Below are 24,362 nucleotides of genomic sequence, written 5' to 3'. Positions count from 1 at the left end.
AAACGTTAGCCTTCAACGATCTTATAAACTTCGATCGCGGCATCAGGGCATGTAGTTGCACACATAGCGCATCCAATGCACCCTTCTTTGAACTGCTCCACCGGTCTGTGCCCTTTACTATTGATCTTCTCCGATATTCGGAGAACTTTGACGGGACAGGCAGCTACGCAAAGCCCACAGCTTTTGCAATACTCTTCAAGAACCTGAATTCGTCCCTTTGCCATTACGAGACACACCCCTTCCACTTTTTAATACGTTTGGTTTTCTACGAATGGGATTTATCCTCATTTAACTTTCTACTTGACCACATATAGCCATCCTCCCACGGGAGAAGCATATATCTGGAAAGAGGCCATATGGGAACAGAGATAGAAAGATCATCCAACTTTTTCTCCACTGCCGAAGCAAGGGTAGAATCCACACCTGCGTATAGAACGGGAAGTTCCAAAGCTTGACCAGCCTCAATTACCGTTTGAATACCCTCTACAGCATCTGCTACTGTCGTTTCCTTCATAAGGTGAGAATTACAAATGAGGGCATTAACTTCAAGGCCACAAATATTTTCCATTTTTTCCATCATTTTCTTTATGCGAAAAATTGTAGAGGTCTGAGGACGAAAAGAATTTACTACAAGAATTAAACGATAGCCTACTTTTTTTATGATAGGCTCGAATTGTTTTAGAGCTAAAGCACCTTCAGCATCTCCGCCTATATCCATAAGCAAACGGCTTGTTTCATCATGAAGGGCCCAATCAACTTTAGGAGTGACAAGAGACATATCTAACCATTTTCCCTGATCAGGGATAGTAATTACAGAAAGGCCTTTACTTTCGAGAGTTTCAGACACTTGGCGGATACAAAAATACGGATTAATGATGTCAATGTCGGCAATCGTGACTTTATCTCCAGCAGCCTGAAGTCCCACCGCTAAATTAAGTACCCACTCTGTTTTTCCAGAACCAAGGGCTCCTGTCACAGCTACCGCTTTTGGCCAATCGTAGCGCTCAACAAGACGTGCTAGAACCTCTTCGTGACTAGCCATCTAAATAGTCCCCTTTCTTGAGATGGATACCCCTACTCCACTCTGCTCCTGACTGGACACGTCGCCCTTCCGGTTGGACTTCAAGAAGAAGAACAGAACCCTCGTTCACCCCTATCTCTGGGAACTCATCATGGAAGCCAACCACTTCCCCAGGGGAACCAGAGAAAGTATCGCCTAAAGCTGTCTTCCATATTTTGAGCCGCCGCCCTTTAACAAGCACATATGCACCAGGCTGGGGATTTAAGGCTCGGACTAGGTTATGAAAATGTGCTGCTTTTTGATTCCAATCAAGATAAGTCTCTCTTTTCTCTATTTTCGGTGCATAGGAGGCTAATTTAGAATTTTGTTCTCTTACCTCACTATTCCCATCGATACATGATTTTACAACTACTTTCAGTAAATTGCCACCTTCTTTGGCTAAAATCTGGAAAAGCTCCCCAGATGTTATATGAGAATCGATAGGAATACGTTTTTGTCCCAAGATTGGACCGGCGTCCATTTCCTCGACAAGTCTAAAGACCGAAACCCCTGTTTCTTGACATCCATCCATAATTGCACGTTGAACTGGAGCGGCACCTCTATATTGAGGCAACAAGGAAGGATGAATATTTAAACAACCCCAACGAGGAACACTAAGGAAAGGATCAAGAACTTTCTGCCCAAAATCAACTACCACAATTATATCTGGCATAGATGTGAGCAAAGCTTCCTTTAAGCCGTTATCTTGCGATAATTTTCCTGTTCTACAGACTGGAAATCCTAGTTCCTTGGCTACCTCTTCCACAAGAGATGGTCTTTCTTTCATTCCTCGTCCTCCCCGTGTTGGCTCACTTGTAATAATCTTATCGAAAGCCATACCATAGTCTGTAGTTAAATGACGAAGACAAAGAGCTGCGAAAGAACCGGCCCCAATAAACCAAGAGATCATCGTTGCCTTTCATCCCTTTCCAGTTGTCGCATTCTTTTACGAATAATATTTTTTTTAAGAGGGGAAAAGTGATCAATGAGAAGCTTTCCTTCTAGATGATCCATCTCATGAAGAAAAGCTCTCGCTAAAAATCCGTCCGCTTCTAACGTGCGCTTAATGCCCTTCTCGTCATGGGCTTCGACCACAACATTGCGTGGGCGCACCACATTTCCATATATGCCAGGGAAGCTGAGACATCCTTCTTCTCCTGCTTGTTCGCCCTCACTAGAAATAAGAACAGGGTTAATCAAAACATAGAGCGTACCCTCGTAAAAAACAACAGCTATTTTTTTGGGAAGCCCCACCTGTGGACCGGCTAGGCCGACCCCATCCTCTTCTAACATAATAGTTTTCATTTCGTTTATAAGTTCTACTAAATCTGGCCCATACTCTTCTACAGGTTCAGTCTCACGCCGAAGAATTGGGTCAGGGTATTTTCTAATTTGCAGCGTTCCCATAAATTTCGCCCCTCTTATTTATGTTTATGCATTCTTATGAAAAGGGGCTGCATGAAGAGCAGCCCCTGAACTTCTTATTTGTTGAGAATATCTTTAAGTACATCCCCTATCGTAATGGAGGGTTCTTCTTCATGGAAGGTTTGCTGTTTGTGTTTGTGCTCTTCTTCTTTCTGAGATTGTTTCTTCTTCCTTTCCTCTTCTCGCTGCTTGCGGATCTCTTCTTCGTAAAGAGCGCTGATGCTTAATCTCATTCGTCGCTCTGCGGGGTTAATTTCAATGACCCTAGCGAGAATTTCTTCTCCCTCAGATAAAACATCTTCAGGCTTGTCTACTCGTTTTGTGCTGAGTTGGGAGATATGAATAAGTCCCTCTACTCCCTCTTCAACCTCAACAAAAGCCCCGAAATCTGCAAGCCGTACAACTTTAACAGTAAGATCCTGTCCTTTAGAATAGCGGTCTTCTATTCCAGCCCAAGGGTCATGGAGCTGCTTGTATCCAAGGCTCATGCGTTTCTTCTCAGCATCAACCTCTAGGACTATAACTTCTACTTCCTGCCCTTTTTTCAGAACTTCTCTCGGATGCTTAATGCGAGCCCAACTCAGATCGCCAATATGAATGAGACCCTCTATGCCAGGCTCTACTTCTACGAAAACGCCGAAGTTCGTAACATTGGTTACAAGACCTTTAGCCCTATCTCCTGACTTCCAGTTCTCCTCAACAAGAGTCCAAGGGTCTGGCTGAGTTTGTTTGATACTGAGAGAAATGCGATTGTTTTCTTTATCTATGCCAATGACTTTGGCCTTCACTGTGTCTCCTTTTTTAGCTACTTCTTTGGGCTTTATATTCCGCTTCCAAGAAAGCTCACTAATATGTACGAGACCGTCGATAGGGCCAAGATTGACAAATACGCCGAAAGAAGTAATACTACTTACTTTCCCTTCCAGGATGTCCCCTTCTGCTACTGAAGCATAGAACTTCTCTCTTTCTTCTTCTACTTCTTTTTCCACAAGAAGACGTCTGGAAAGGACGAGTCTCCGTTTACGGCGATCTTTTTCCAGCAATTTCACATCAAAAACTTCACCAACAAAACGGCCGGGATTTACGCCTCGACCTTCTTCAGCAAGGTGAGAGATAGGAATAAAGCCCTCAAGGTTAAAGCAATTTACCATAAGGCCACCTTTAACCTTGCGGAGCCCTCTCACTGTAATGAGTTCATGGGAGGAAAGGTAGTTCTCCAATTCTGCCCATCTGCTGTCGAACTCACAGCGCCATCTACTTACTAGAAGCTGTGCATCTTCGCCGTGGCGAACGTTAATGACCTGCACCTGTACTTCATCATTTACAGAAGGCTCATCTTCTTCTTCCACCAAAATTTTATGTGACCATTCTCTTCTGGGAAGAAAACCTTCACATTTATATCCTACATCCACAAGCCACCCATCATCCGTGGCTCCCACAATAGTTCCGGTTACGACCTTACCTTTGTGGATTTCCTCAACTTCATAATTTTTAAGCATGGTCTCCATGCTCTCAAGATTTTCAGTTCCTTCAAACTCATTATTAATCATTTCTTCTACCATAACCTTCCATCCCCCTTGACTCCTACGTGATCGCCATAGTTTGTTTCAGTTGATGAATTAGCCAATCCGGAGTACTGGCTCCAGCAGCTATTCCTATTCGGGCCTTTCCCGATAACCACCCCCTATCCAACTCTTGGGCGTGCTCTATCCAGACGACGTCAACCCCCGTAGATTTGGCAATATCGTAAAGTTTACCAGTATTGGCACTATTTCTTCCACCAATTACAATAATACCTTCCACTACTTTTGCTAGTTCCCGTGTTGCATTCTGTCGAGCCCGCGTGGCATTACAAATCGTATTATATATTCGCATGTCTTTTGTATGAAGTGTTAGCTCTGCCACTATAGAGGAAAAATCTTTTTCATCTTGTGTCGTTTGTGATATTACCCCTAATTTAGAAATTTTACCAATATCTTTTGCCTGGTTTATATTTCGAACAACAATCGCATGCCCTCCTACCGTTCCTAGCAAGGCCTTTACTTCCGGATGACTCGCATCTCCGACAATACAGACCAAATAGCCACTTTCTGCCAAATGTTTGGCGCGTTCCTGGGCTTTTTTTACAAAAGGGCATGTTCCGTCAATAACGCATGTACTCCGCTGTTTTAGAACCGAAAAAAGGGTAGGAGATATACCGTGAGCTCTAACGAAAACTTGAGACGAGGGTGGAACTAACTCAGGAGAATCAACAACGACAAGCCCCTTTCGGACTAAACGGTCTACTTCTTGGGGATTATGTATGGGCATACCAATACAGTATACTAAGCCTCTTTTTGTTAGAATGTCTTCCAATGCTTCTATAGCCCTTCGTACACCAAAACAAAACCCCGTCGGGTTTGCTATAATAACACGACTCAGATTTCGTTGCCCCTTTCAAGATGCCTTAAGCAAGCATCATAAACCTCGCTTGATAGAGATTCTATGTTTCTATCTGAGATATCATACCACAGAGTTGGGGAAAACTTCTTGAACCATGTCATCTGCCTTCTGGAAAATTTTTTAGTGGCGCTAATGTCTCCCTCTATTGCCTCTTCCTTCGTAATGGAACCTCTAAGATATTCAACAATTTCTTTATAACCAAAACCTTGCATAGATGGGAAACGTTCATCAAAACCATGAGCAAGCAGCCATTCTACCTCTTCGACAAATCCAGTAGAAAATTGTTCACGAACACGTTTTTCTATTGTCTGAAACAATAAAGGCCTAGGCCTATTCAATCCGATATAGAGGGGGCAAAATTGAGCGCCTCGTTCCTTCCCCTGAGAGTACCACCATGTAGCAGTTTTTCCTGTAAGAGTATAAATTTCAAGAGCTCTGCTTACCCTACGCACATCATTTTCATGAAGCTGTGACGCTCTGACCGGGTCTACATCGGCTAACTTAGCATGGAGAGCGCTATTGCCTTGCTGCTGCGCAAACATCTCAAGCTCATCAGTCACGTCTCTATCACGAGGAAGATCCTGCGTTAACACTCCCTCGAAAAGTGCCTGATAATAGAAAGGGGTCCCCCCTACAAATAAAGGCACGTGCCCTCTTGTTGCGATACGTTTTATGCAAGACATGCTTCTTTCAACAAAATCAGCTGCCGAAAAAATTTCGTCAGGATCTACCACATTTAAAAGATGATGTAAGATGTGACGTTGAATTTCAGGAGATACCTTGTCAGTTCCAACATCCATATAACGATAAACTTGCCTTGAGTCTACAGAGATAATTTCAGCATTAAGCCTCTCCGCCAAATAGAGACTCAGTTGAGTTTTTCCTACTGCAGTAGGGCCTATAATAGCAATAAGCTGATGGGGGATATTCATTATTTTTCCCTCCCAAAATATTGTTCGATCTGTAGTTCTTCTAGCGTTAAAGTAGTAGGGCGACCATGAGGACACACAGCTGGATTTGAACATAAATGAAGAGATGCCCAAAGATGAAGTGCTTCTTGGGGCGAGCATCGGGTTGTAATTTTAACTGCTTTTTTACAGGCTGCCGTAGCCCATTTCCTCCAAAGAACGTCATCAATCGATCGAGATCCTGTCTCTTGCCACATCAATATAGCTGTTCTCAAAAGAAATAAAGGGCCGCTTCCTCCTTCTATTTGGAGATCGGGAGCTGATGAAAGTAAAAGCTGTCCATTCTCCGTCTCAAAAGAAAAACCTGCTTCTCTCAATTTATCTAAATACTCTGTTGCATCTGTAGCAAGAGAGGGAGGGATAGGGAGAGAAGGTGCCAATTTTTGAGAAACAACTCCATGCTCTGCTATCTGGCGTACTATTTCCTCATATTTCACTCGTTCATGAGCTGCATGGGGGTCCATAAGAGTTAAAGCCCCGTTATGCTCAAAAAGAAGATATCCTGATGCCATTTGAGATATAAATCGAACCTGCGATCTGGAAGAAAAATCGTCAAGAAATTTTCTTTCCGTTTCCACATCGTCACTACTTAAAGAAGAAATAGAGGAATCGCTTCCTGTTTTTATTTTTAGAATGTCACCTGGAGAAGAAACTCGTGTAAAAAAATTATCAGGCGCTAACATACAGGGAGTGTAAGAGTGCGGCAAAGGAACGTCTCTTTTATTGTCTTCCCCTAGCATGGCTGGATGATCAGGGAACACAAAAAGTTTTGTAGCTCTGCTTTGCAAATCCTGACCAGCGGCCTTTACCACTTCAAAAATCTCGGAAGGATACCGGAACCGTATCTCTGCTTTGGCAGGGTGAATATTCACATCCACTAAATCGGCTGGCAGAGAAAAAAAGAGCATCCAGTTCCCTGATAAGTCCTTGCAAGCTACTGAAGCTGCTCCTTTGATAAGGGGGTCAGAAACACTTCTTCCGTTGACAAAGGTAGTAATGGAATTACGCTGCCGACCTGGAGTTGGTTGCCACCAACACTCCAGAGAAACAGAACCACATTGCACTACAGTAGACCGTATCTCGGGAGCTAGCCCCCAAAGAGATTGTAAAACTTTAATACGCTCGCCATTTCCCAGAGATTCAAATGTTTTATTTCCTTTATGGTAAAGTGAAAAGGAAACGCTAGGATACGCGACAGCATAATCTCGCACCACCGTGGAGATTCTCTTAAGTTCCGCCAAACTGCTCCGCAGAAACTTCTTACGGGCAGGAAAGTTAAAGAAAAGGTTCTCGACTTGAACCCGCGTTCCTTCTTTCCATGGGAGCTGATCCAAGCATGTAATAGTACCCCCTTCTGCCTGAAGAAGCCCACCAATTTCAGCGCCCCTTACCTTGCTCCGAATATCTATACAACTGACGGAAGCAATACTTGCCAAAGCTTCACCTCTGTATCCTAAGGTACCTATATGAGAGAGATCCTCAAGGGAGGAGATTTTACTTGTCGCATATCGAGTAAGGAGCAAAGGCATGTCTTCCCAGGTAATTCCTACCCCATCGTCTTCTACTACGATAGATGTTTTTCCACCTTCCATAAGAGTTATAAGAATGCGGGAGGCCTCAGCATCCAAAGAGTTTTCTATAGCTTCTTTTACAACAGATACTGGGCGCTCTACAACCTCTCCCGCAGCTATTTTGAGAGCTATCTCTTTTGAGAGTTTACAAATCCCCATTTTTTCGAAGCTCCTCTCGACAGCGATCTGTAATCTTATATAAGAGCTCTAAAGCTCTGAAAGGCGTCGTTTTATCTGGATTAATCGTAGCTAGTTCTTCAATTATAGCCTGACTGGTTACAGGAAAAAGGCTTATCTGATGACTCGGTTCATTCACCAGAGGAAGAGGTTTCATCTCTTCCGTCTTTTCAAAAGTTTCGAGGAGATGGAAAGCCCTCTTTAAAACTGTAGAAGGGATACCTGCCAAGCGAGCCACTTCTATCCCATAGGAACGATCAGCTGGTCCCTCAACTATTTTATGGAGGAAAGTAATCCCTTCCCCTCCTTCATGAACTGCCATACTATAGTTTTTCAACCCAGATAGTTTTTTCTCCAAATCCACTAACTCATGATAATGTGTAGCAAAAAAAACTTTTGGGCGTGCATTACAATCATTGTGAAGATATTCAAGAACAGCCCATGCAATACTCATTCCATCGTAAGTAGATGTGCCTCGCCCAACCTCATCAAGCACCACTAAGCTTCTATCTGTTACGTTATGGAGAATATTAGCTGTCTCGATCATTTCCACCATAAAAGTACTGTTTCCGCGAGCCAACTCATCTCGAGCTCCGATCCGAGTAAAAACTCGGTCTACAACTCCCACTTTTGCAGAGGATGCAGGAATAAAAGATCCCATTTGAGCCATAATAACAAGAAGAGCTGCCATACGAAGATATGTGGATTTCCCCGCCATGTTAGGCCCTGTAATAAGAGCGATCCGAATGCCCTCTCCATCAAGGTCTACATCATTAGGCACGAAAGGCTGATCCAAAAAAGTAGCTTCTATAACGGGGTGACGCCCTCCTGCTATATGTATCTCAAGACTTTCGTCAAGATCTGGACGAATATAATTTCGCTCCCAAGCAACCTGAGCCAACGATGCTAAAACGTCGAGTTGCGCTATCATGGCGGCGGCATCTTGTATTTCCATGATATGAGTTAAAGTCTTTTTCACGAGTTCCTTATAAAGGACACCCTCTATATCTACTATTTTCTGCTCGGAAACCACCATTTTTTCCTCAAATTCTTTGAGTTCTGTAGTTATAAAACGCTCAGCAGAAACAAGAGTTTGTTTGCGTATATAGTTTTCAGGGACTTTGTCTGCGTTACTTCGAGTTACTTCCAGATAATAACCAAAAACCTTGTTGCTTCCTACTTTTAGTTTCGGAATGCCTGTCTTTTCTCTTTCTCTCTCCACATATTTTCCTAACCATTCATCAGCATGATCTTTCACGTCCCGCCAAGAATCAAGCTCCTCATTATATCCGTAACGAATGACGCCACCGCTTTGAAGGCTTCGTGGCAACTCGTCGTTAAGAGAGGAGGACAAAAGAGTCCTGAGTGTTAATAACTGTTCATTCTTTTCAACATATGACGAAAGAGATCCGCTCATACACAGCTCAAGTATTTCTGGTAAAAGCTGAAGTGTGTCTCGGATAGCTCCAAGATCTCGAGGCCCTCCCGTTCCAAGACTTAATCGAGAGGACGCTCGCTCTATATCTCGGCACAAACTTAGTGTCTTCTGAAGATTAATACGCAATGTGGCATTTTGTAAAAGTTCCTCTACCCCTTCTTGCCGCTTATGAATCTCTGTGACATCAAGTAATGGGCGAAGAATCCACTGCCTCAACAAACGGCGCCCCATAGGGTTTTTACATTTGTTGAGCACCGAGTATAACGTAGGGCCATCACTGTCCACCAACTCCAAGTTACGTTGAGATGTGGTGTCAAGATAAAGATATGCTTGCTCTCTTAAAGGGAAAAGACGCGTAATATGATGAATAGCTCCGAATTGGGTCTCTTCCAAGTAACGCAACACAGCAGCAGCGCAACCACATTCTGAAGAGCCATCATCAACCCCAAAGGCACTCAGAGAAGGAACATTCAACATTTGACATAACCATCGAGTAGAACTTTCTGGTACGAAATGTTCACGAGAACGCTTCAGTAAAAAGAATTCCTGAAGCTCTGGTGGGAGGGCATCCTTCTGTGTCGTATCTTCTATAAGCACTTCTCCTGGATTAAAGGCGGTAAGGACAGAAAGAGCCTCTTCTGTAGCGAGGGTCCCCATTTCAAGACGCCCTGTATCTACTAAAAGCATGGCCAGAGCCACTCTGTCATCATTTATGATGGAAAGAGCTGCGAGTCGTCCTTCCTCTCCCGCATCTTCTGGAACATATGTTCCGGGAGTAACGATGCGAATCACTTCGCGCTCGACAAGGGTTTTCCCATCTGGCTCGCTCATCTGTTCGCAAATGGCCACCTTATATCCAGCTTTAATAAGCCGTCCCAAATAATTATGCACTGCATGGTAGGGAACTCCTGCCATAGGAATGCTCTTTTCAGGGTCTCGACTGGTCAATGTAATATCCAGAACCTCTGAGGCTATATGAGCATCATCAAAAAACATCTCATAAAAATCTCCCATTCGGAAAAAAAGGAGGCAATCTGGATATTTTCCTTTCCATTTCACATATTGGGAAAGCATCGGTGTCATTTTTACGTTAGGAGGAAGTTTCAAATATTACACACCTCTCCTGTAATCAAGATAATTCTGAAGAATAAGTACCGCTGCCAGTTGATCTACTTTTTCCCGTCTTTTACTGCGGGAGACATCTCCTTCCAACAAGGCCTGCTGAGCTAGTGTGGTTGTGAAACGCTCATCCCAAAGCTGAATTGAAATATTAGCATATCTATCAGCAATTTCTTTGGCTATGCATTGAATCTTTTCTGCCTCTGGGCCGCAACGTCCATTGGTACGCAATGGCAAACCTATTAAAATAACAGTTGGGTTAAAGTGAGCTACGTGTCGATCGAGATCTTCCAGCCATTCTTTTTTTGCTGGAATATAACCGATCCCCTGAGCAAACATTCCCAGGGGATCGGATACAGCAACACCTATCCTTTTGGTTCCAATATCAAGAGCCAAAATGCGCTCCATTATCAAGCTTCCAACTGTTTCTTCACTAGAGATTTAACAGCATCAATAGCTTCGGCAATTTTTTCCGGGTTTTTCCCTCCTGCTTGAGCCATAGAGGGTTTTCCACCGCCACCGCCACCAAGAATTCCAGCAGCTTCTCGTACAATCTTCCCAGAGTGTATGCCTCCAGCCACAGCTTCATTATCAGCCATAGCTATAAGCTGTATACTGCCCTCTCCTGTTTTTGTAAAGAGAACAATAACAACTTTCTTCGTTTTAGCTTTAATACGATCCCCTAACTCCCGTAGCATATCTATGGGAACATTCTTAAAACTCCCTGTAGAAAGAGTGGTCCCGTCAGGATATTTCTCGGAACGAACAGATGTATCCATAGTTGCAGCCAAATTGTTCAATTGAAGTTCTTCTATCTTCCGTGTAAGGTTTCGAATGTCATTTTGCATCCCATCTATCCGCTCCACCAATAAGGAAGAATCTGTAAGGGCCAACATATTTGAAAGGCTATCCAAGACTTTAAAATTCTGTTGATATTTCTTCAGCGCTTCCATCCCTGTTATGGCTGTAATGCGTCGAGTCCCAGCTCCAATTCCTTCCTCTCGAACAATTTTGAACAACCCAATATCACCAGTAGCATCTACATGGAGGCCACCACACAGTTCCATCGAAAAATCTGGGATACGTACAACCCGTACAACATCTCCATATTTCTCATCAAAAAGAGCCTTCGCACCCATAGTTCTCGCTTCTTCCAAACTACTTTCCAGAAACTCAAGGGGGATATTATCGAGAATTCGCTTATTTACAATTTCTTCTACCTCATCTATTTGTTCCCTTGACAACTGTTCGAAATGAGTAAAGTCGAAACGCAAAAAATGTTCGTTGACTAAGGAGCCTGCCTGACGAACATGATTTCCTAATACCCTTGAGAGAGCCTCGTGTAGGAGATGGGTGGCCGTGTGATTCCTGCGAATTGCATCTCTGCGCTCTTTATTGACTGACGCTTTAACTATAGCTCCTTTTGATAAAGCCCCTTCAAGAACAGACACAGAGTGAACGATGAGATTAGCGGTTTGGACAGTCGTATCAAGAACATGAGCTTTCATTCCAGGAGCAATCAAAAAACCCTGATCTCCTATTTGTCCTCCTCGTTCTGCATAAAAGGGAGTGGCTTTCAAAACAACTTCGCCACGTTCTCCAGCAGAAAGAGTATGTATCTGTTGCCCGTCTTTAATTAAGGCCTGAACCTCTGTCTCCTGTTCAGATAGAGTGTATCCTTCAAAAGCTGTAAGCCCTATATCCGCTGCTATGAGAGAATAAACATCTCCCTTCATTTCACTGCTTATTTGCTTGCTAGAGGCACGTGCACGTTCTCTCTGCTTCTCCATCTCTTCCTGGAAACCCTTCTCATCAATATCAACATCGTTCTCTGCACAGATTTCCTTTGTCAATTCGAGAGGGAAACCATACGTATCATACAGTTCAAAGGCCACCGCACCAGAAAGCTCGTGCCCTCTTTGGCCTTTCAAAGAAGAAATTTCCTGATCTATCAACTCAGTACCTTGCTGTAAAGTTTTCCCGAAACGTTTTTCTTCCATAGCTACAATTTGTTCAATCATTGGACGGTTGTCCACAAGTTCTCTATACGGATCCGCCATGAGCTGAAGGACATCTGGCAGGAAATCAAGTAAAAAGGGACGATCCAAGCCGAGAAGTTTCCCGTAACGAGCTGCTCTGCGTATCAAGCGGCGCAAAACATATCCACGCCCCTCGTTAGAGGGCAATATTCCATCAGCGATCATAAATGCAACGGAACGTACATGATCCGCTATGACTCTCACTGCAAGATCATCAGAACGAGAAGCCCCATATGTAACGCCGGTCATGGAACAGGCATGATCAATTAAAGGTTTAAATAAATCTGTTTCAAAGTCAGTTCTCACTCTTTGAACGACAGACGTGAGTCGCTCTAAGCCCATCCCTGTGTCTATGTTTTTCTTAGGTAGTGGTTTGAGGCTTCCGTCTTCCTGAAGATCAAACTGGGTGAAGACAAGATTCCATATCTCCAAATATCTATCGCAGCTGCATCCCACAGCACAAGTAGGTTTTCCGCAAGAGAAGTCCGGCCCCTGATCGTAAATAATCTCAGAACAAGGACCACACGGCCCAACATTGCCCATAAACCAGAAATTTTCATCTTTATCGAAGCGATAGATTCTCTCGTTTGGAAGTCCGACCTCATTCCTCCAGACAGAGTAAGCTTCCTCATCATCTTTGTAGATGGTAGCGTAAAGACGCTCAGGTTCAAGGCCTATAACATCAGTGAGGAATTCCCACGCCCACGTAATCGCTTCCCTCTTAAAATAATCTCCCCAACTAAAATTCCCCAACATTTCAAAGAACGTATGATGTCGTGCTGTACGTCCTACATTTTCTATATCATTTGTTCGAACACACTTCTGAGAAGTTACTGCTCGCGTAAAATCTGGCTGCTCAATCCCTAAATAGTAAGGCTTAAATGGGACCATACCAGCTATTGTAAAAAGCAATGTAGGATCATTCGGTATTAATGAAAAGCTAGGGCAATGTTTGCTCCCTTTCGATATCCAGAAGTCAACAAATAGAGAGCGTATTTCTTTCCCTGTTCTCCAGTGCATTTATTCTCCCCTTCTTTCACATTACTTACGAATCAAATTTTTACGGGCCTCTGCAGCCTGAGATAATATTTCTTCCCTGTCAACTGAGGGGAATTCTCCATTAAAATATATCCATCGCCCCTTCACCATGGTCGCCTCCACATCGGCTGAAGATCCCGCATAGACAATATATACGGGAAGATTCTCCTCGTCAAAGCCAAGGTAGTGAGGGGTATCGAGATCAATTAAAACAAGATCCGCATCCCAGCCTTCCCGAATCAATCCTGTTTTTCCAAACCCAAGGCTCTGAGCACCCCAAAGGGTTGCCATGTTTAAAAGTTCCTTGGCTTTGACGATGGTAGGATCTTTATGTACTCCTTTATGGATCAAAGCGGCATGGCGCATTTCTTCCCAAATATCAAGCCTATTGTTGCTGGCAGCCCCATCTGTCCCTAAAGAAACATGAAGCCCTGCATTGAGCATTTGGGGAAGAGGCATAATTCCGCTACCAAGCTTTAAATTGCTATTTGGATTATGACTGATAGTCACATTTGTGCCAATAAGAGACGAAATGTCTTCTACTGGGAACCACACGCCGTGAGCAAGTATCGTTCCAGGGGTTTCAAGCAAACCAACTTTCTCTAAATAATCAACAGGATGACAATGAAGCTCGTCTTCAAGATATGATAACTCCCACTCCGTTTCCAGGAAGTGTGTATGAACTCGAACGTTCCGTTCTATTGCCAAAGATGCAATAGTCTTCATGGCGGCCATAGGAACAGTGTAAGGAGAATGAGGGCCAAGTTGAACCGTTATAAGTCCGTTTTTCCCATGCCATTCATCGATAAGGATTAGATTCTCCTCAATTCGTTTCGGGTCATCACCAATAAGCCCTCTGGAAAGACCGCATTTCATCCCCATCATCTCTGCCGCCTGAGCTACTTGATCCATTTCAAAATACATATCGGCAAAACAAGTAACCCCACACGAGGCCATCTCCAAAAGGGCAATAGCTGTCCCCCAATAGATTCGCTCTGGAGTCAATTTGGCTTCAATAGGCCAAATCTGCTCTTTAAGCCATGTCATCAAAGGCGTTTCTTCCCCTAACCCTCGAAGAAGAGTCATTGCAGCATGAGTATGCCCATTCACAAAACCTGGGAGTAGTGCTTTTTTGCCATCACAATCTATAAGAGAAAAGTGTTCCTCTGCTATTCTTCCCGCTCCTTCTATTCGAGAGATATAGCCTTTTTCTACGAGTACATCACAGAGATAGGCATGAGACATTTGTCCGTCATAGGCGTAAACATTTTTAAAGAGACAGGCCATGTATTATTCCTCCCAGCTCTTCATATATTTTTCCTGTTCAGGAGTAAGGCTCTCCAACGAAATATTCATTGACGCAAGTTTAACTTCCATAACGCGACGATCAAGAGCCAGAGGTATTCCATAAACACCTGGCTTCATACTATTCGTAGCCAGGTACAGAGCAGCTTCCAACTGCAATGCGAAACTCAAATCCATAATTTCAATAGGATGACCGTCAGCACAGGCTAAATTTACAAGCCGTCCCTCGCCAAGAAGATGAACGTTCCGACCATCGTGGAAAGTAAAAGTCTCGATATTATCTCGTGTCGACTCTACAGAACAAGCTAGAGATAATAGATCTTCCTTACAGATTTCCACATCGAAGTGCCCGGCATTTGCTAAAATCACGCCACTCTTCATGAGCTCAAAATGTTCACGTCGAATCACACGAGTATTTCCTGTCAAAGTTAAGAAAATATCCCCCAAAGGAGCTGCCTGCTTCATATCCATTACTTGATGCCCATCCATGAGAGCTTCAAAGGCTCTGTGAGGATCTGTCTCCACAACAATCACAGTGGCTCCCATGCTGCGAGCTCGCATGGCCACACCTCGACCACACCATCCATACCCCGCAACTACCACTTTTTTCCCAGCAATAAGCATGTTCGTAGTTCGCATAAGGCCATCGAGCACCGATTGTCCAGTGCCGTAGCGATTATCGAAAAGGAATTTGCTATATGCGTCATTTACAGCAAGAAAAGGGATCTTTAAAAGGCCTTCCCTTTCCATGGCTTTAAGTCTTTTGACCCCTGTGGTAGTTTCCTCTGCTCCTCCTCGAACGCTTGATACAAGATGAGAAAATTCCGCGTGAAGGATAGCAGTTAGATCCGCACCATCATCGATAAGAATTTGAGGGCGAGACGTAAGAACATCTCTTAAATTTTCTGTATATTCTTTCTCCGTCATTCCATGATGGCTAAAAACATGGATCCCTTCAGAAACTAAGGCGGCACAAATATCGTCTTGAGTGGAAAGAGGATTACTTCCAGCAGTCCATACTTCAGCTCCAAGTTTTTTAAGGGTAAGGAGCAAACATGCCGTTTTGGCTTCAAGATGTAAGCACGCAGCAAGAGTCATCCCCTGAAAAGGCTGAGTAGAAGAAAATTCCTCCGATAAAGCATTGAGAACCGGCATAAAATGCCACGCCCACCGGATTTTTTTATAGCCACTTGGAGCCAATGATATGTTCGCAATGCGATCCTTCATAAGAATACTCCTCCTTGGATAAGAACTGATTGTTATAGCTTCGCCAAATTTTCAATAAAAGGCGGGAATACCACGCCTTTTTCAGTGATAATAGCGCAAATGAGCTGCGAAGGGGTTATATCGAAAGCGGGATTCCAAACAGGAAAAGAATCTGGAATAAGGGGACTCCCCAAAGAAGTTCGAACTTCAGTACCATCCCTCTCCTCTATACAAATATGAGAGCCAGCCTTCGCAGAGTAATCAATGGTTGTTGTAGGAGCTGCAACATAAAAAGGGATTTGATGGTAATGGGCTAAAATAGCAAGACTATAGGTACCTATTTTGTTCGCTGTGTCTCCATTGGCAGCAATCCGGTCGGCCCCCACAATAACAGAAGTAATGGCGTTTTTTTGCATTAATGCCCCCGCCATATTATCGCAAATTACAGTAACATCGAAACCATCTTGAAGGAGCTCCCACGCTGTTAGCCTGGCTCCCTGAAAAACTGGCCGAGTTTCGTCTACAAAAACCTTGATCTCTTTCCCATGTTCCCGAGCAGCTCGCAGAACTCCAAGTGCAGTGCCATATCCAGCAGTTGCTAAAGCCCCAGCGTTACAATGGGTTAAAACTATAGATTTTTGAGGGAATAAGGTTTGCCCCAATTCGCCCATCTGTCGATTCGCCTTTAAATCCTCTTCTAAAATTTTATGGGCTTCTTCTAGAAGTCCTGTAAACAAAACCTTGCTACCTAACGTTGCCGCTCGTTTTTTCATTCTATGAAGTGCCCCAAAAAGGTTAACAGCCGTAGGCCTGGTGGAAGCAAGTCTTTTCAACGCCAAATCTACGCTTTTTTTCTCCCCATGTAGGGCAGACAGGGCCACTCCATATGCAGCTGTAACTCCTATAGCCGGCGCTCCACGAACAGCTAAAGTCTCTATGGCTTCGGCGACATCTAGATACGAACTACAAAAGAGAAAAGACACCTTCCATGGAAGCTGTCTTTGATCTAGAATTTTGAGCCTGTTTTTCTCTGCATCCCAAGAAACTGGTGAAGGCAACGCCATCTACCTCTCCTCCTATGAACTTTGCACTTCTTCGATTCGAACCAGTGCTCGCCCATCAATAAAAGAAAGAGCCAACTTGTCCTCAGGGTGTAAAAGTTTCACCGAACTGACCACTGTGCCATCTTCTCTCGTACAGCTAATAAAACCGCGCGAAAGGATAGAGAGAGGTGAAAGGGCATTAAGAGCCCCTATCGCTGCTATTAAGGCTTTCTTGTTTTCCTGAAAACGGGCGGAAACGAGTCGAAGCATGTCTTTCCGAATATCAAAGAGCTCTTTTTCATTCTTTCGAACTAATGTGTGCATAATTCCCGTGAGCGCATCTTGAGAAAGATTCAGGTTTCTTTGTGAATTTCTAACATCGTTTCTCACGGCACCAAGCAACGAAGAAGAAAGATATTCTACTCTACGGAGAAGGTCTATTTTATCAGGAAAAAGTCGCTCTGCAGCTGCAGATGGCGTAGAAGCAGCTACATCAGCGGCAAGATCCGACAATGTCATATCGATCTCATGCCCCACTCCTGTTACAACAGGGAAGGGACAGCTTCGAATGGCCCGCACAACCCTCTCGTCATCAAAAGGATTAAGATCCTCTCGACTCCCTCCACCGCGTACAAGCATCACTGCATCTATGGAATTAAGAGTGCGGACTCGGCTGAAAGCCGTACAAATGTCTACAGGAGCATCGTATCCTTGAACAAGGCAGGGTAAAATTATAATGTCACACTGAGGGAAACGATTATGTGATACTTTTAATACATCTCGGATAGCAGCCCCTGTAGCTGAAGTTATAACCGCTACTTTCTTTGGAATGTCAGGCAGTTTCCTCTTCAGCCGCAGGTCAAAGAGACCTTCCTTTTCTAAGCGTAAACGAAGCTCTTCTTTAGCTCGAGCAGCAGCTCCTACCCCAAGAGGTGTTAAACGACGCACATAAAGTTGATATGTTCCACGGGGCGGATACAAACCGATACGACCTTCAGCTAAGACTTCATCCCCTTTTTTAGGCCATGACGGGACACGAGCAGCATCAGATTTGAATAAAACACATGAAAGACGCCCTTCATCCCCAGTGAGAGTGAAGTATACATGGCCACTCGTATGTCTTGTAATCTCAGCTATTTCACCTACTACTACAAGATTTTGAAGAACTGCATCAGCATAAAAAAGGGCCTGTATGCGAGAAGTAAGTTCGTCAACTGTGAGAGTGGGGAGAGTCATCCCCGACATGATTTTCATCCTTTTCTGCTAGAGAAAGTGCTCGAACGATTCTTCCTAAGACTCCGTTTACAAATCGTCCAGATTCTTCTGTTCCAAAAGCTTTCGCCAATTCTACAGCTTCGGAGATAGCCACGGGGATAGGTATCATCTGCTTTATAATGCCCTCGAAAATGGCTAGACGAAGAGCAGCCCTATCAACAGCCACCATACGTTCAGGCCGCCAACCTACCACATGTTCTCTGATAAGAGTGTCGATTTCAAAACGAGAATCCCAGACTCCTTTTACTAAAACAGTTGCATAAGATACTACATCCGGTTCCTCATCGTCCCCGGGATAAAAATCAAGAATCTGATCTACTGAGTCACAATTACGAATATCAAGAGCATATAAAACCTGCAGAGCGATCTCTCGCGATCTGCGCCTTTTTTGGGGAAGGATGTTTCTACTCAACATTTACCTCCTGATGATCTCTCGAATATATTGTATAAAACCACGTATCGCTTTTTGACCATTATTAGAAAGGGCATATTGAGCCACTAAATAAGTAAGGATACCAACTGCGGCCGTCCAGAGGATGCCTCGAATACGCAAATGGACAAGAGCCGTTACTCCTGCGGCGCAAGCAGCCCAAAACCAAGGTTTCTGAAGTTGAACGGGAAGCTCTTTTCGAACAGCCTCTTTCTTTTCTTCTGTCCATGAAATATGGACACCTAACCCCATAGCAGAGAGAGCGTCTGAAAGCTTATCTTCCAGCATTTTAACTTCAAGAACATTATGGGGATGAGGCATGGATAATACAATATAAAGAGAACTTTCGCTTCTGGAAAGAGCCACTTCTTTGCACGTATAAGAAGGCAAAAGCATTGCATTAATAAAAGCAGAAACCCCCTCCTTGGAAAAATTGATACTTCCAAGAGTTGTATTTTTCCAGTAAAGATACACGTCTCACCACCCCCAGGATACGACAGGCCGGCTTTTTAGCCGGCCTGTCGTACATATATGCTATCAAGCTTATTTCAAATCAGCTTCTTCGCCAGGCTCGGTTTTAACCTCATGACCTTCGACAGTATGTTCAAGATCAGGAGATATTTGCCCGGGCTGATTTTGTTGAGAGGTACGGTCGTCAAAAAAAACTCCCTGCACATTAATATTAACAGCTTTCACAAAATATCCCGTATATTGCTCAAGATTGTTTTTAATAGACTCCTGTACATCCCACGCTACATCTGGAATGCGAAGACCATATTTCACTAAAACAAAAACATCCACAGTAATTGTTGGTGGCGTAACGTTTTCTTCTACCGACACCTTGACCCCATCCATGGATTTTCGCCCTACTAAACCAAGTTTTGAAACAAGGCCGGGGCTTGCCGGTTGCACACCTGGGATGATAGTTAAAGTCTTTTTTGCAAGTTCAGTAATAACCTCTTCCGAGATGTGAACATTCCCCTGAACAGTTCGTTCCTCTACCATTCCTTGTTCTTCCATTGGAATTTCTTCCTGTTCAGTATTCCTCTCCTGAGATTCAAAATCCAGGTCTTCACGAATGTTATCCATCCCGTAACCCCCTATCCGGTTTTATTCTTCTGCCGGTAAAGCAAAAGACTCCCCACAGTTTGGACACTGAAGGGGCTCGTCTTCTTCATACATTTCTGGTTGGTAGTAAAAAACATGGCCGCATTTAGGGCAAGACACCGATTCATACGTTTCATCGAAATCGCTTTCTTCCTCTTCCTCGCTACCTTCAAAGTCTTCCCCTACAAGCTCCGCAAAAGAGCGCTCTAGTTTATCAAGATCTTCATCGAGCAGGGCCCAATCATCAGCAAGCTCTTCATATAAATCCTGCTGCTCTTCAATAAGATCTCCATGCTCTTCTATTTCCTCAGCTAGAGCATCTAAAGCCTCCGTCACAGCTTGAAAAGCTTTCACTGTTGTCTCATCTTTCATATTGAGACCAGCCAACAACCCTTTCAGAAATGCTATTTTCTCTTTAGCACTCATGGCCCGCCCTCCCCTATTTTCTATTTTTTAGCCCGCTCAAGATATTCGCCACTGCGGGTATCGACAACAACTGTATCTCCTACTTCCACAAAAATAGGAACTGTAACAGTGATGCCTGTCTCAAGAGTTGCCGGTTTGCCTCCTCCAGAAACAGTGTCACCTTTAAATCCAGGGGGAGTATCTATGACTTTCAGCTCTACGCTCTTAGGCAACTCCACACCCATAATTCGTCCTTCAAACATCTCAAGCTGCGCCTCAAGATTGTCAGTGAGGTAATTGGCCACATCTCCAAGTACATCTTTAGGGATATAAAGCTGATCATAAGAAGCCATATCCATAAAAACGTAATTGTCCCCTTCTTGATATAGGAACTGAGCTGGCTTTTCGTCATAGATAATTCTTTCAAATTTTTCTCCGGAACGGAAAGTAGTGTCAACGATGGAGCCTGTCTCGACATTCTTAAGCTTGGTTCGGACCACAGCCCCTCCACGCCCCATCTTATGGTGCTGATACTCTACTACTTCCCAAATGCCATCTTGCCACCTTACTTTTATTCCAGAATAAAAATCACTTGTATCAATTACCTGACTCATTCATTTCGTACCTCCTAAAAGTTCAGAGCTTGTTAACGGATCAGAGTAAGGATACCGCATATTAGTCTAGGATGCAAAGAGCAGTCAAAGTTCGTTTTCCGTTACCCTGTATATTTTTCATAGATGTATCCTTTCCGAGGTGCAATAACAACCTTATCGGATAAATTTTCTATTGGTTTCTTGATAACGTCAGTACATACTTTTCGAATGAATAAAGAAGGGACACGTTCTAAATCAAGAACCTTTCCTTCCTTTGAAGATGCCCCTTCCTCTTCAGAAATATACACTCGAGGTTGTAAAATATTCCGGAAACGGGTTTCAATAACCACAGCTTTTCTATGATCAGAGAGCTCTACTACACTTCCTGGCGGATAAAGTCCTAGCGTAGATAAGAGAACCTGCACTATAAAAGGATCAAAACGAACTCCAGCATTCGTTATCACGAAAGAGAGCCGCTGTGAGCTGGTAGTAATATTTTGTTGGGATAGGGAATCAAAAGAGTTAGCTACAGCAACAATCCTTCCCATTAAAGGAATTTCTTCCTCTTTTAGTCCGCAAGAGCCCCTTCCATCCCACCTCTCATGGTGATAACGTACTCCTTCTAAAATATCCTCGTCCTCAACTCCTCCCTCTCTTATCAGGGCTTCTCCAAGGACTGTATGTTTTTCTTGTTCTTCTGAGGGAAGCGCTAATAAAGTTTTTCCAATATCATGCAATAAGCCAGCAATAATAGCCTTCTTGATAGTGTCCTTCCAGTGAGGAAATAGTTGCTTCACTATAAAACCGCTCAATAAAGCTACATTAATAGAGTGTATAAAATATTTTTTCTCTTCTTTATCATCGCTTTGGAAAAGGGAGAGAGGAATGGAAGAAGCCTGACAAACTTCATCTTGTAATAGATTCCCTGCATATAAGAAAGAGCGGATGCCTTCGCGACGAACCCGCTTATTCTGTATGTTTTTACAAAAAACTTCAAATTGATAGGATATAACTTCTGCAAATCGTGGACTGATGACTAGCAATGGAGGATCTAATTCGGGAAATATATGAGAAAAAGACTCAAAAGCAACGCCCTCCAATAAATGTTGAGGACGAATCCACACCCATTCTATATGATGCCGTTTAAGATCTCTGATAATATCTGAATGCTTGACAAAAAGAGATTGCACGTCAGTTCCCTGTGGGATAAGAATTGCCTTATCCCGGCTCATTACATCTTCGACAATTATTCCTCTCCACTTCTCTAAATCTTTAATAGATACCTTAATAGTCTCCTCCACTGTCTCCCTCCGCAGTATATTTATTCGATTCTTTGTAATGTAATATGGATCTATATTACACTAAAACAAAAAAAACATGTACTCTCTTTTATGCTTTGTATTAACGGATAGGGAAACATACTATTTCTCCCCCCCAAACAAATTTATAGCTGTTTTGCCACAACTTTCTTTTATTCCAGTTGACAGCTTTTACAGTGAATGATAGACTGCATTTATTAATTTTCATTCTTTAATTAGCTGAAGTCCCGAAGGGGAAAGGAGATTTTTATGTTTCGTATTGAGGACATGGTTCGTCTGGATAAAAATGAAAACCCATTTTTGTTGCCCTCTTCTATCAAAGAAAATGTTCTTTCCGCGCTTCGTGAAGTGGAGTGGAATCGCTATCCAGATTCTGGATATAAAGATATAAAGGATGCACTAAGTTCATTACTTCATTTCCCGAACAAATTCTTTGTTTTAGGGAACGGTGGAGATGAAGTTTTATGCCTTCTTTTCACCGCATATGTACAGCCAGGTGCTACAGTCCTTACTTTCTCACCGTCTTTTTCCGAATATGCCCATCTTTGTAAGGTTTTTCATGCTCGGCATATAACAATTCCTATAGATATGGCTGATGGGTTGTGTTCTTTTAATGAAAACCTTTTCTTTGACACTATGCAAAGAGAAAAACCGAGCCTCGTTCTTATTGATTCGCCTAATAATCCTACAGGGAAGCAAATGCCTCTCCAATTTATACAAAAAGTAGTTTACGAGAACAGTGCTATAACGGTCATAGACGAAGCATACGGAGAATTCGCTCCTTCTACCTATCTCGAAACATTGAGAGAACAAGATTTCCCCAAAAGGATGGTGGCACTTAAGACACTTTCAAAAGCATGGGGACTTGCTGGAATCCGCTTTGGCTATGGAGTTTGTCACCCTGATGTCACTCATAAGCTTAACAGTATTAAGAGCCCTTTTAATATTAATGTCTTAACAGCTGAAACTGTTAAGATACTCTTAAGAGAACCTCATCTACTTATAGAGAAAACGCGGCAAATCTGCAATCTCAGAGATAGTTTTATAAAAAAATGCCAGCTTATTCCTCGCATACAAGCATATCCAAGTAACAGCAATTTTGTTTTTATTCATGTACCGGAAGAAGAACGCCAAATAAAGAAAACCTTTAAGGAAGCTGGCATCGCAGTAAAATTCTTTTGTATTTCAGGCAAGAGCGGGTCTTGGATTCGTGTTTCTGTTGGTGTAGAGACAGATCTTAACAGAGTGCTGCACTGCCTTTCCCAAATAGTTTTAACGAGGAGGTAATAGTAATGGCCGAGAAGTGGAAGGATCAACTGACCGATCAATTGTGCAAAGCTTTCTTATCCTTGAACACTGAAGAGGAAGTATATAGCTTCTTGGAGGATGTTGCCACTATTGGAGAAATCCGAGCTTTAGCACAACGCCTTGAAGTAGCGAGATTGCTGGATGAAAGCTATACATATCCTCAAATAGCGCAACGAACTGGGGCAAGCACAGCTACTATTAGCAGAGTAAAGAAATTCTTAGAGTATGGTGCTGATGGGTATCGACTTGTGCTTAACAATCTCAAAGGGCAAGAAGAACAAGACGAAGCTTAATAAAATATTTTCAAATAAATGGCTGCCATATAAATAATATGACAGCCATTTCTTATAAACGCTAAAAAATACTTGAAGAAAAAACCTACTTGTTATCCTTTAGCTTGCCTGCAAACACACAAAGATCCGCTACGGAACACTGGGAACAACGAGGGGTACGAGCCAAACAAACATTCCTACCATGAGTAATAATATTCACATGCCCCCCTAAATAACGATTCTCTGGAACAACTTGCTCCATAACAGCCCCTATTTCCTCAGGCTTGCAACGTTCTTTAACCCATCCCACTCTTTTCGAAAACCGCGAAATATGGGTATCTACAGGAAAAGATGGGAACCCTAAGTCAAAAAGCAGGACACATGCTGTGGTTTTGGCCCCCACTCCTGGTAGATGCAGAAGAAAAAATTTCGCTTCTTCCGAGCTCTTTTCTCGCAAGCTCTTCAAAGAATACGCCCCGAAGGCCTTATAAATTTGTTCTAATATCTCAAGAATACGCTTCGATTTAACATCAGAAAGACCTGCGACCCGAATAGCTTCTCGAATATCTTCAGAAGAAGCTGTTGCTACGGACTCCCACGAGGGAAACAACTTCCTGAGGTTCACATATCCCCTATCGCGATTCTTATCATTTGTGTTCTGCGAAAGGACTGTCAAAATTAAACCATCCAAAGGCTCCTCGTGCCGCAAATGTGGAGGGTTCTCTTCCATGTGCCAACATTTTTCCAATCGATCAAGAACCGCTAAAACATGGCCAGGGTTAGGAAGTTCTGTACATGATGATTTCAGCAACGCACATTCAC

24 protein-coding genes are annotated in these 24,362 nt (G+C 43.2%); 2 read left to right on the top strand and 22 right to left on the bottom strand.

Features of this window, described 5'->3' with window-relative positions; translation table 11 throughout:
• Positions 1-5: 5 nt before the first annotated feature.
• From K360_RS0105560 to K360_RS0105460, 21 genes are all read right to left on the bottom strand, one after another.
• Complete coding sequence (locus K360_RS0105560; protein ID WP_024822193.1) at positions 6-224, bottom strand: 4Fe-4S dicluster domain-containing protein; 219 nt, start codon at positions 222-224, stop codon at positions 6-8.
• A gap of 41 nt (positions 225-265) precedes the next feature.
• Complete coding sequence (locus K360_RS0105555; protein WP_024822192.1) at positions 266-1,042, bottom strand: DEAD/DEAH box helicase family protein; 777 nt, start codon at positions 1,040-1,042, stop codon at positions 266-268.
• The gene (fmt, locus tag K360_RS0105550) at positions 1,035-1,970 is read right to left on the bottom strand and encodes a methionyl-tRNA formyltransferase (protein WP_024822191.1); all 936 of its coding nucleotides are present in this window, start codon (positions 1,968-1,970) and stop codon (positions 1,035-1,037) included. Before fmt ends, K360_RS0105555 begins: the two co-directional genes overlap by 8 nt.
• Positions 1,967-2,467 carry a peptide deformylase gene (gene def / locus K360_RS0105545; RefSeq protein ID WP_024822190.1) on the bottom strand — a complete coding sequence of 167 codons (501 nt, stop codon included), beginning with the start codon at positions 2,465-2,467 and terminating at the stop codon, positions 1,967-1,969. Before def ends, fmt begins: the two co-directional genes overlap by 4 nt.
• A 74-nt stretch (positions 2,468-2,541) precedes the next feature.
• Positions 2,542-4,047 (bottom strand): 30S ribosomal protein S1, encoded by a 1,506-nt coding sequence (locus K360_RS0105540; protein ID WP_024822189.1) that lies wholly within the window; start codon positions 4,045-4,047, stop codon positions 2,542-2,544.
• 22 nt (positions 4,048-4,069) lie between these two features.
• A complete protein-coding gene (ispH, locus tag K360_RS0105535) occupies positions 4,070-4,891 on the bottom strand; it encodes a 4-hydroxy-3-methylbut-2-enyl diphosphate reductase (protein ID WP_338025002.1) in 822 nt (273 codons plus the stop codon).
• An 11-nt stretch (positions 4,892-4,902) separates the two neighbouring features.
• Positions 4,903-5,859 (bottom strand): tRNA (adenosine(37)-N6)-dimethylallyltransferase MiaA, encoded by a 957-nt coding sequence (miaA, locus tag K360_RS0105530; protein ID WP_024822187.1) that lies wholly within the window; start codon positions 5,857-5,859, stop codon positions 4,903-4,905.
• Positions 5,859-7,625 carry a DNA mismatch repair endonuclease MutL gene (gene mutL / locus K360_RS0105525; protein ID WP_024822186.1) on the bottom strand — a complete coding sequence of 589 codons (1,767 nt, stop codon included), beginning with the start codon at positions 7,623-7,625 and terminating at the stop codon, positions 5,859-5,861. Before mutL ends, miaA begins: the two co-directional genes overlap by 1 nt.
• The gene (gene mutS / locus K360_RS0105520; protein ID WP_024822185.1) at positions 7,612-10,188 is read right to left on the bottom strand and encodes a DNA mismatch repair protein MutS; all 2,577 of its coding nucleotides are present in this window, start codon (positions 10,186-10,188) and stop codon (positions 7,612-7,614) included. Before mutS ends, mutL begins: the two co-directional genes overlap by 14 nt.
• A gap of 3 nt (positions 10,189-10,191) precedes the next feature.
• Positions 10,192-10,608: a Holliday junction resolvase RuvX gene (ruvX, locus tag K360_RS0105515; RefSeq protein ID WP_024822184.1), complete on the bottom strand. Its 417-nt coding sequence runs from the start codon at positions 10,606-10,608 to the stop codon at positions 10,192-10,194.
• Positions 10,609-10,610: 2 nt separating this feature from the next.
• Complete coding sequence (gene alaS / locus K360_RS0105510; protein ID WP_024822183.1) at positions 10,611-13,259, bottom strand: alanine--tRNA ligase; 2,649 nt, start codon at positions 13,257-13,259, stop codon at positions 10,611-10,613.
• A gap of 21 nt (positions 13,260-13,280) precedes the next feature.
• Positions 13,281-14,564, bottom strand: coding sequence for an amidohydrolase (locus K360_RS0105505; RefSeq protein ID WP_024822182.1), 1,284 nt, complete (start codon positions 14,562-14,564; stop codon positions 13,281-13,283).
• 3 nt (positions 14,565-14,567) lie between these two features.
• Positions 14,568-15,809: an adenosylhomocysteinase gene (locus K360_RS0105500; protein ID WP_024822181.1), complete on the bottom strand. Its 1,242-nt coding sequence runs from the start codon at positions 15,807-15,809 to the stop codon at positions 14,568-14,570.
• Positions 15,810-15,841: 32 nt separating this feature from the next.
• Positions 15,842-16,852, bottom strand: a complete 1,011-nt coding sequence (gene mtnA, locus K360_RS0105495; protein WP_034326292.1) for an S-methyl-5-thioribose-1-phosphate isomerase — start codon at positions 16,850-16,852, stop codon at positions 15,842-15,844.
• A gap of 12 nt (positions 16,853-16,864) precedes the next feature.
• A complete protein-coding gene (gene xseA / locus K360_RS0105490; RefSeq protein ID WP_051461107.1) occupies positions 16,865-18,076 on the bottom strand; it encodes an exodeoxyribonuclease VII large subunit in 1,212 nt (403 codons plus the stop codon).
• Positions 18,042-18,521: a transcription antitermination factor NusB gene (gene nusB, locus K360_RS0105485; RefSeq protein ID WP_034326290.1), complete on the bottom strand. Its 480-nt coding sequence runs from the start codon at positions 18,519-18,521 to the stop codon at positions 18,042-18,044. Before nusB ends, xseA begins: the two co-directional genes overlap by 35 nt.
• Entirely contained in the window at positions 18,522-19,010 is a 489-nt protein-coding gene (locus tag K360_RS0105480) for a hypothetical protein (protein ID WP_024822177.1), read from the bottom strand.
• A gap of 69 nt (positions 19,011-19,079) precedes the next feature.
• Positions 19,080-19,625: an Asp23/Gls24 family envelope stress response protein gene (locus tag K360_RS10610; protein ID WP_024822176.1), complete on the bottom strand. Its 546-nt coding sequence runs from the start codon at positions 19,623-19,625 to the stop codon at positions 19,080-19,082.
• Positions 19,626-19,646: 21 nt separating this feature from the next.
• Positions 19,647-20,069, bottom strand: a complete 423-nt coding sequence (locus K360_RS0105470) for a CD1247 N-terminal domain-containing protein (protein ID WP_024822175.1) — start codon at positions 20,067-20,069, stop codon at positions 19,647-19,649.
• 20 nt (positions 20,070-20,089) lie between these two features.
• Positions 20,090-20,662, bottom strand: a complete 573-nt coding sequence (efp, locus tag K360_RS0105465; RefSeq protein ID WP_024822174.1) for an elongation factor P — start codon at positions 20,660-20,662, stop codon at positions 20,090-20,092.
• A 101-nt stretch (positions 20,663-20,763) separates the two neighbouring features.
• Positions 20,764-21,942 carry an HD-GYP domain-containing protein gene (locus K360_RS0105460; protein ID WP_024822173.1) on the bottom strand — a complete coding sequence of 393 codons (1,179 nt, stop codon included), beginning with the start codon at positions 21,940-21,942 and terminating at the stop codon, positions 20,764-20,766.
• Positions 21,943-22,209: 267 nt separating this feature from the next.
• Here K360_RS0105460 and K360_RS0105455 point away from each other — a divergent pair, with 267 nt between their 5' ends.
• Both K360_RS0105455 and K360_RS0105450 read left to right on the top strand, forming a co-directional pair.
• Positions 22,210-23,247: a pyridoxal phosphate-dependent aminotransferase gene (locus K360_RS0105455; protein ID WP_024822172.1), complete on the top strand. Its 1,038-nt coding sequence runs from the start codon at positions 22,210-22,212 to the stop codon at positions 23,245-23,247.
• Between the two features lie 5 nt (positions 23,248-23,252).
• A complete protein-coding gene (locus K360_RS0105450) occupies positions 23,253-23,561 on the top strand; it encodes a YerC/YecD family TrpR-related protein (RefSeq protein ID WP_024822171.1) in 309 nt (102 codons plus the stop codon).
• Between the two features lie 85 nt (positions 23,562-23,646).
• On the opposite strand, the gene K360_RS0105445 is transcribed toward K360_RS0105450, so the two are convergent.
• Positions 23,647-24,351, bottom strand: coding sequence for an endonuclease III domain-containing protein (locus tag K360_RS0105445; protein WP_024822170.1), 705 nt, complete (start codon positions 24,349-24,351; stop codon positions 23,647-23,649).
• Positions 24,352-24,362: the final 11 nt, after the last annotated feature.

Origin of the sequence: Aminobacterium mobile DSM 12262, assembly GCF_000526395.1 — a bacterium.
Classification (GTDB): domain Bacteria; phylum Synergistota; class Synergistia; order Synergistales; family Aminobacteriaceae; genus Aminobacterium; species Aminobacterium mobile.
Note: the sequence above shows the minus strand (reverse complement) of the source record. Positions and strands in the feature narration are given on the sequence as shown.

Bases quoted from the DNA above. Each gene is read 5' to 3' on its own strand.
- K360_RS0105560 (WP_024822193.1), bottom strand. From the start codon at position 224: ATGGCAAAGGGACGAATTCAGGTTCTTGAAGAGTATTGCAAAAGCTGT.
- K360_RS0105555 (WP_024822192.1), bottom strand. From the start codon at position 1,042: ATGGCTAGTCACGAAGAGGTTCTAGCACGTCTTGTTGAGCGCTACGAT.
- fmt (WP_024822191.1), bottom strand. From the start codon at position 1,970: ATGATCTCTTGGTTTATTGGGGCCGGTTCTTTCGCAGCTCTTTGTCTT.
- def (WP_024822190.1), bottom strand. From the start codon at position 2,467: ATGGGAACGCTGCAAATTAGAAAATACCCTGACCCAATTCTTCGGCGT.
- K360_RS0105540 (WP_024822189.1), bottom strand. From the start codon at position 4,047: ATGGTAGAAGAAATGATTAATAATGAGTTTGAAGGAACTGAAAATCTT.
- miaA (WP_024822187.1), bottom strand. From the start codon at position 5,859: ATGAATATCCCCCATCAGCTTATTGCTATTATAGGCCCTACTGCAGTA.
- mutL (WP_024822186.1), bottom strand. From the start codon at position 7,625: ATGGGGATTTGTAAACTCTCAAAAGAGATAGCTCTCAAAATAGCTGCG.
- ruvX (WP_024822184.1), bottom strand. From the start codon at position 10,608: ATGGAGCGCATTTTGGCTCTTGATATTGGAACCAAAAGGATAGGTGTT.
- alaS (WP_024822183.1), bottom strand. From the start codon at position 13,259: ATGCACTGGAGAACAGGGAAAGAAATACGCTCTCTATTTGTTGACTTC.
- K360_RS0105505 (WP_024822182.1), bottom strand. From the start codon at position 14,564: ATGGCCTGTCTCTTTAAAAATGTTTACGCCTATGACGGACAAATGTCT.
- K360_RS0105500 (WP_024822181.1), bottom strand. From the start codon at position 15,809: ATGAAGGATCGCATTGCGAACATATCATTGGCTCCAAGTGGCTATAAA.
- mtnA (WP_034326292.1), bottom strand. From the start codon at position 16,852: ATGGCGTTGCCTTCACCAGTTTCTTGGGATGCAGAGAAAAACAGGCTC.
- xseA (WP_051461107.1), bottom strand. From the start codon at position 18,076: ATGTCGGGGATGACTCTCCCCACTCTCACAGTTGACGAACTTACTTCT.
- nusB (WP_034326290.1), bottom strand. From the start codon at position 18,521: ATGTTGAGTAGAAACATCCTTCCCCAAAAAAGGCGCAGATCGCGAGAG.
- K360_RS10610 (WP_024822176.1), bottom strand. From the start codon at position 19,625: ATGGATAACATTCGTGAAGACCTGGATTTTGAATCTCAGGAGAGGAAT.
- K360_RS0105470 (WP_024822175.1), bottom strand. From the start codon at position 20,069: ATGAGTGCTAAAGAGAAAATAGCATTTCTGAAAGGGTTGTTGGCTGGT.
- efp (WP_024822174.1), bottom strand. From the start codon at position 20,662: ATGAGTCAGGTAATTGATACAAGTGATTTTTATTCTGGAATAAAAGTA.
- K360_RS0105455 (WP_024822172.1), top strand. From the start codon at position 22,210: ATGTTTCGTATTGAGGACATGGTTCGTCTGGATAAAAATGAAAACCCA.
- K360_RS0105450 (WP_024822171.1), top strand. From the start codon at position 23,253: ATGGCCGAGAAGTGGAAGGATCAACTGACCGATCAATTGTGCAAAGCT.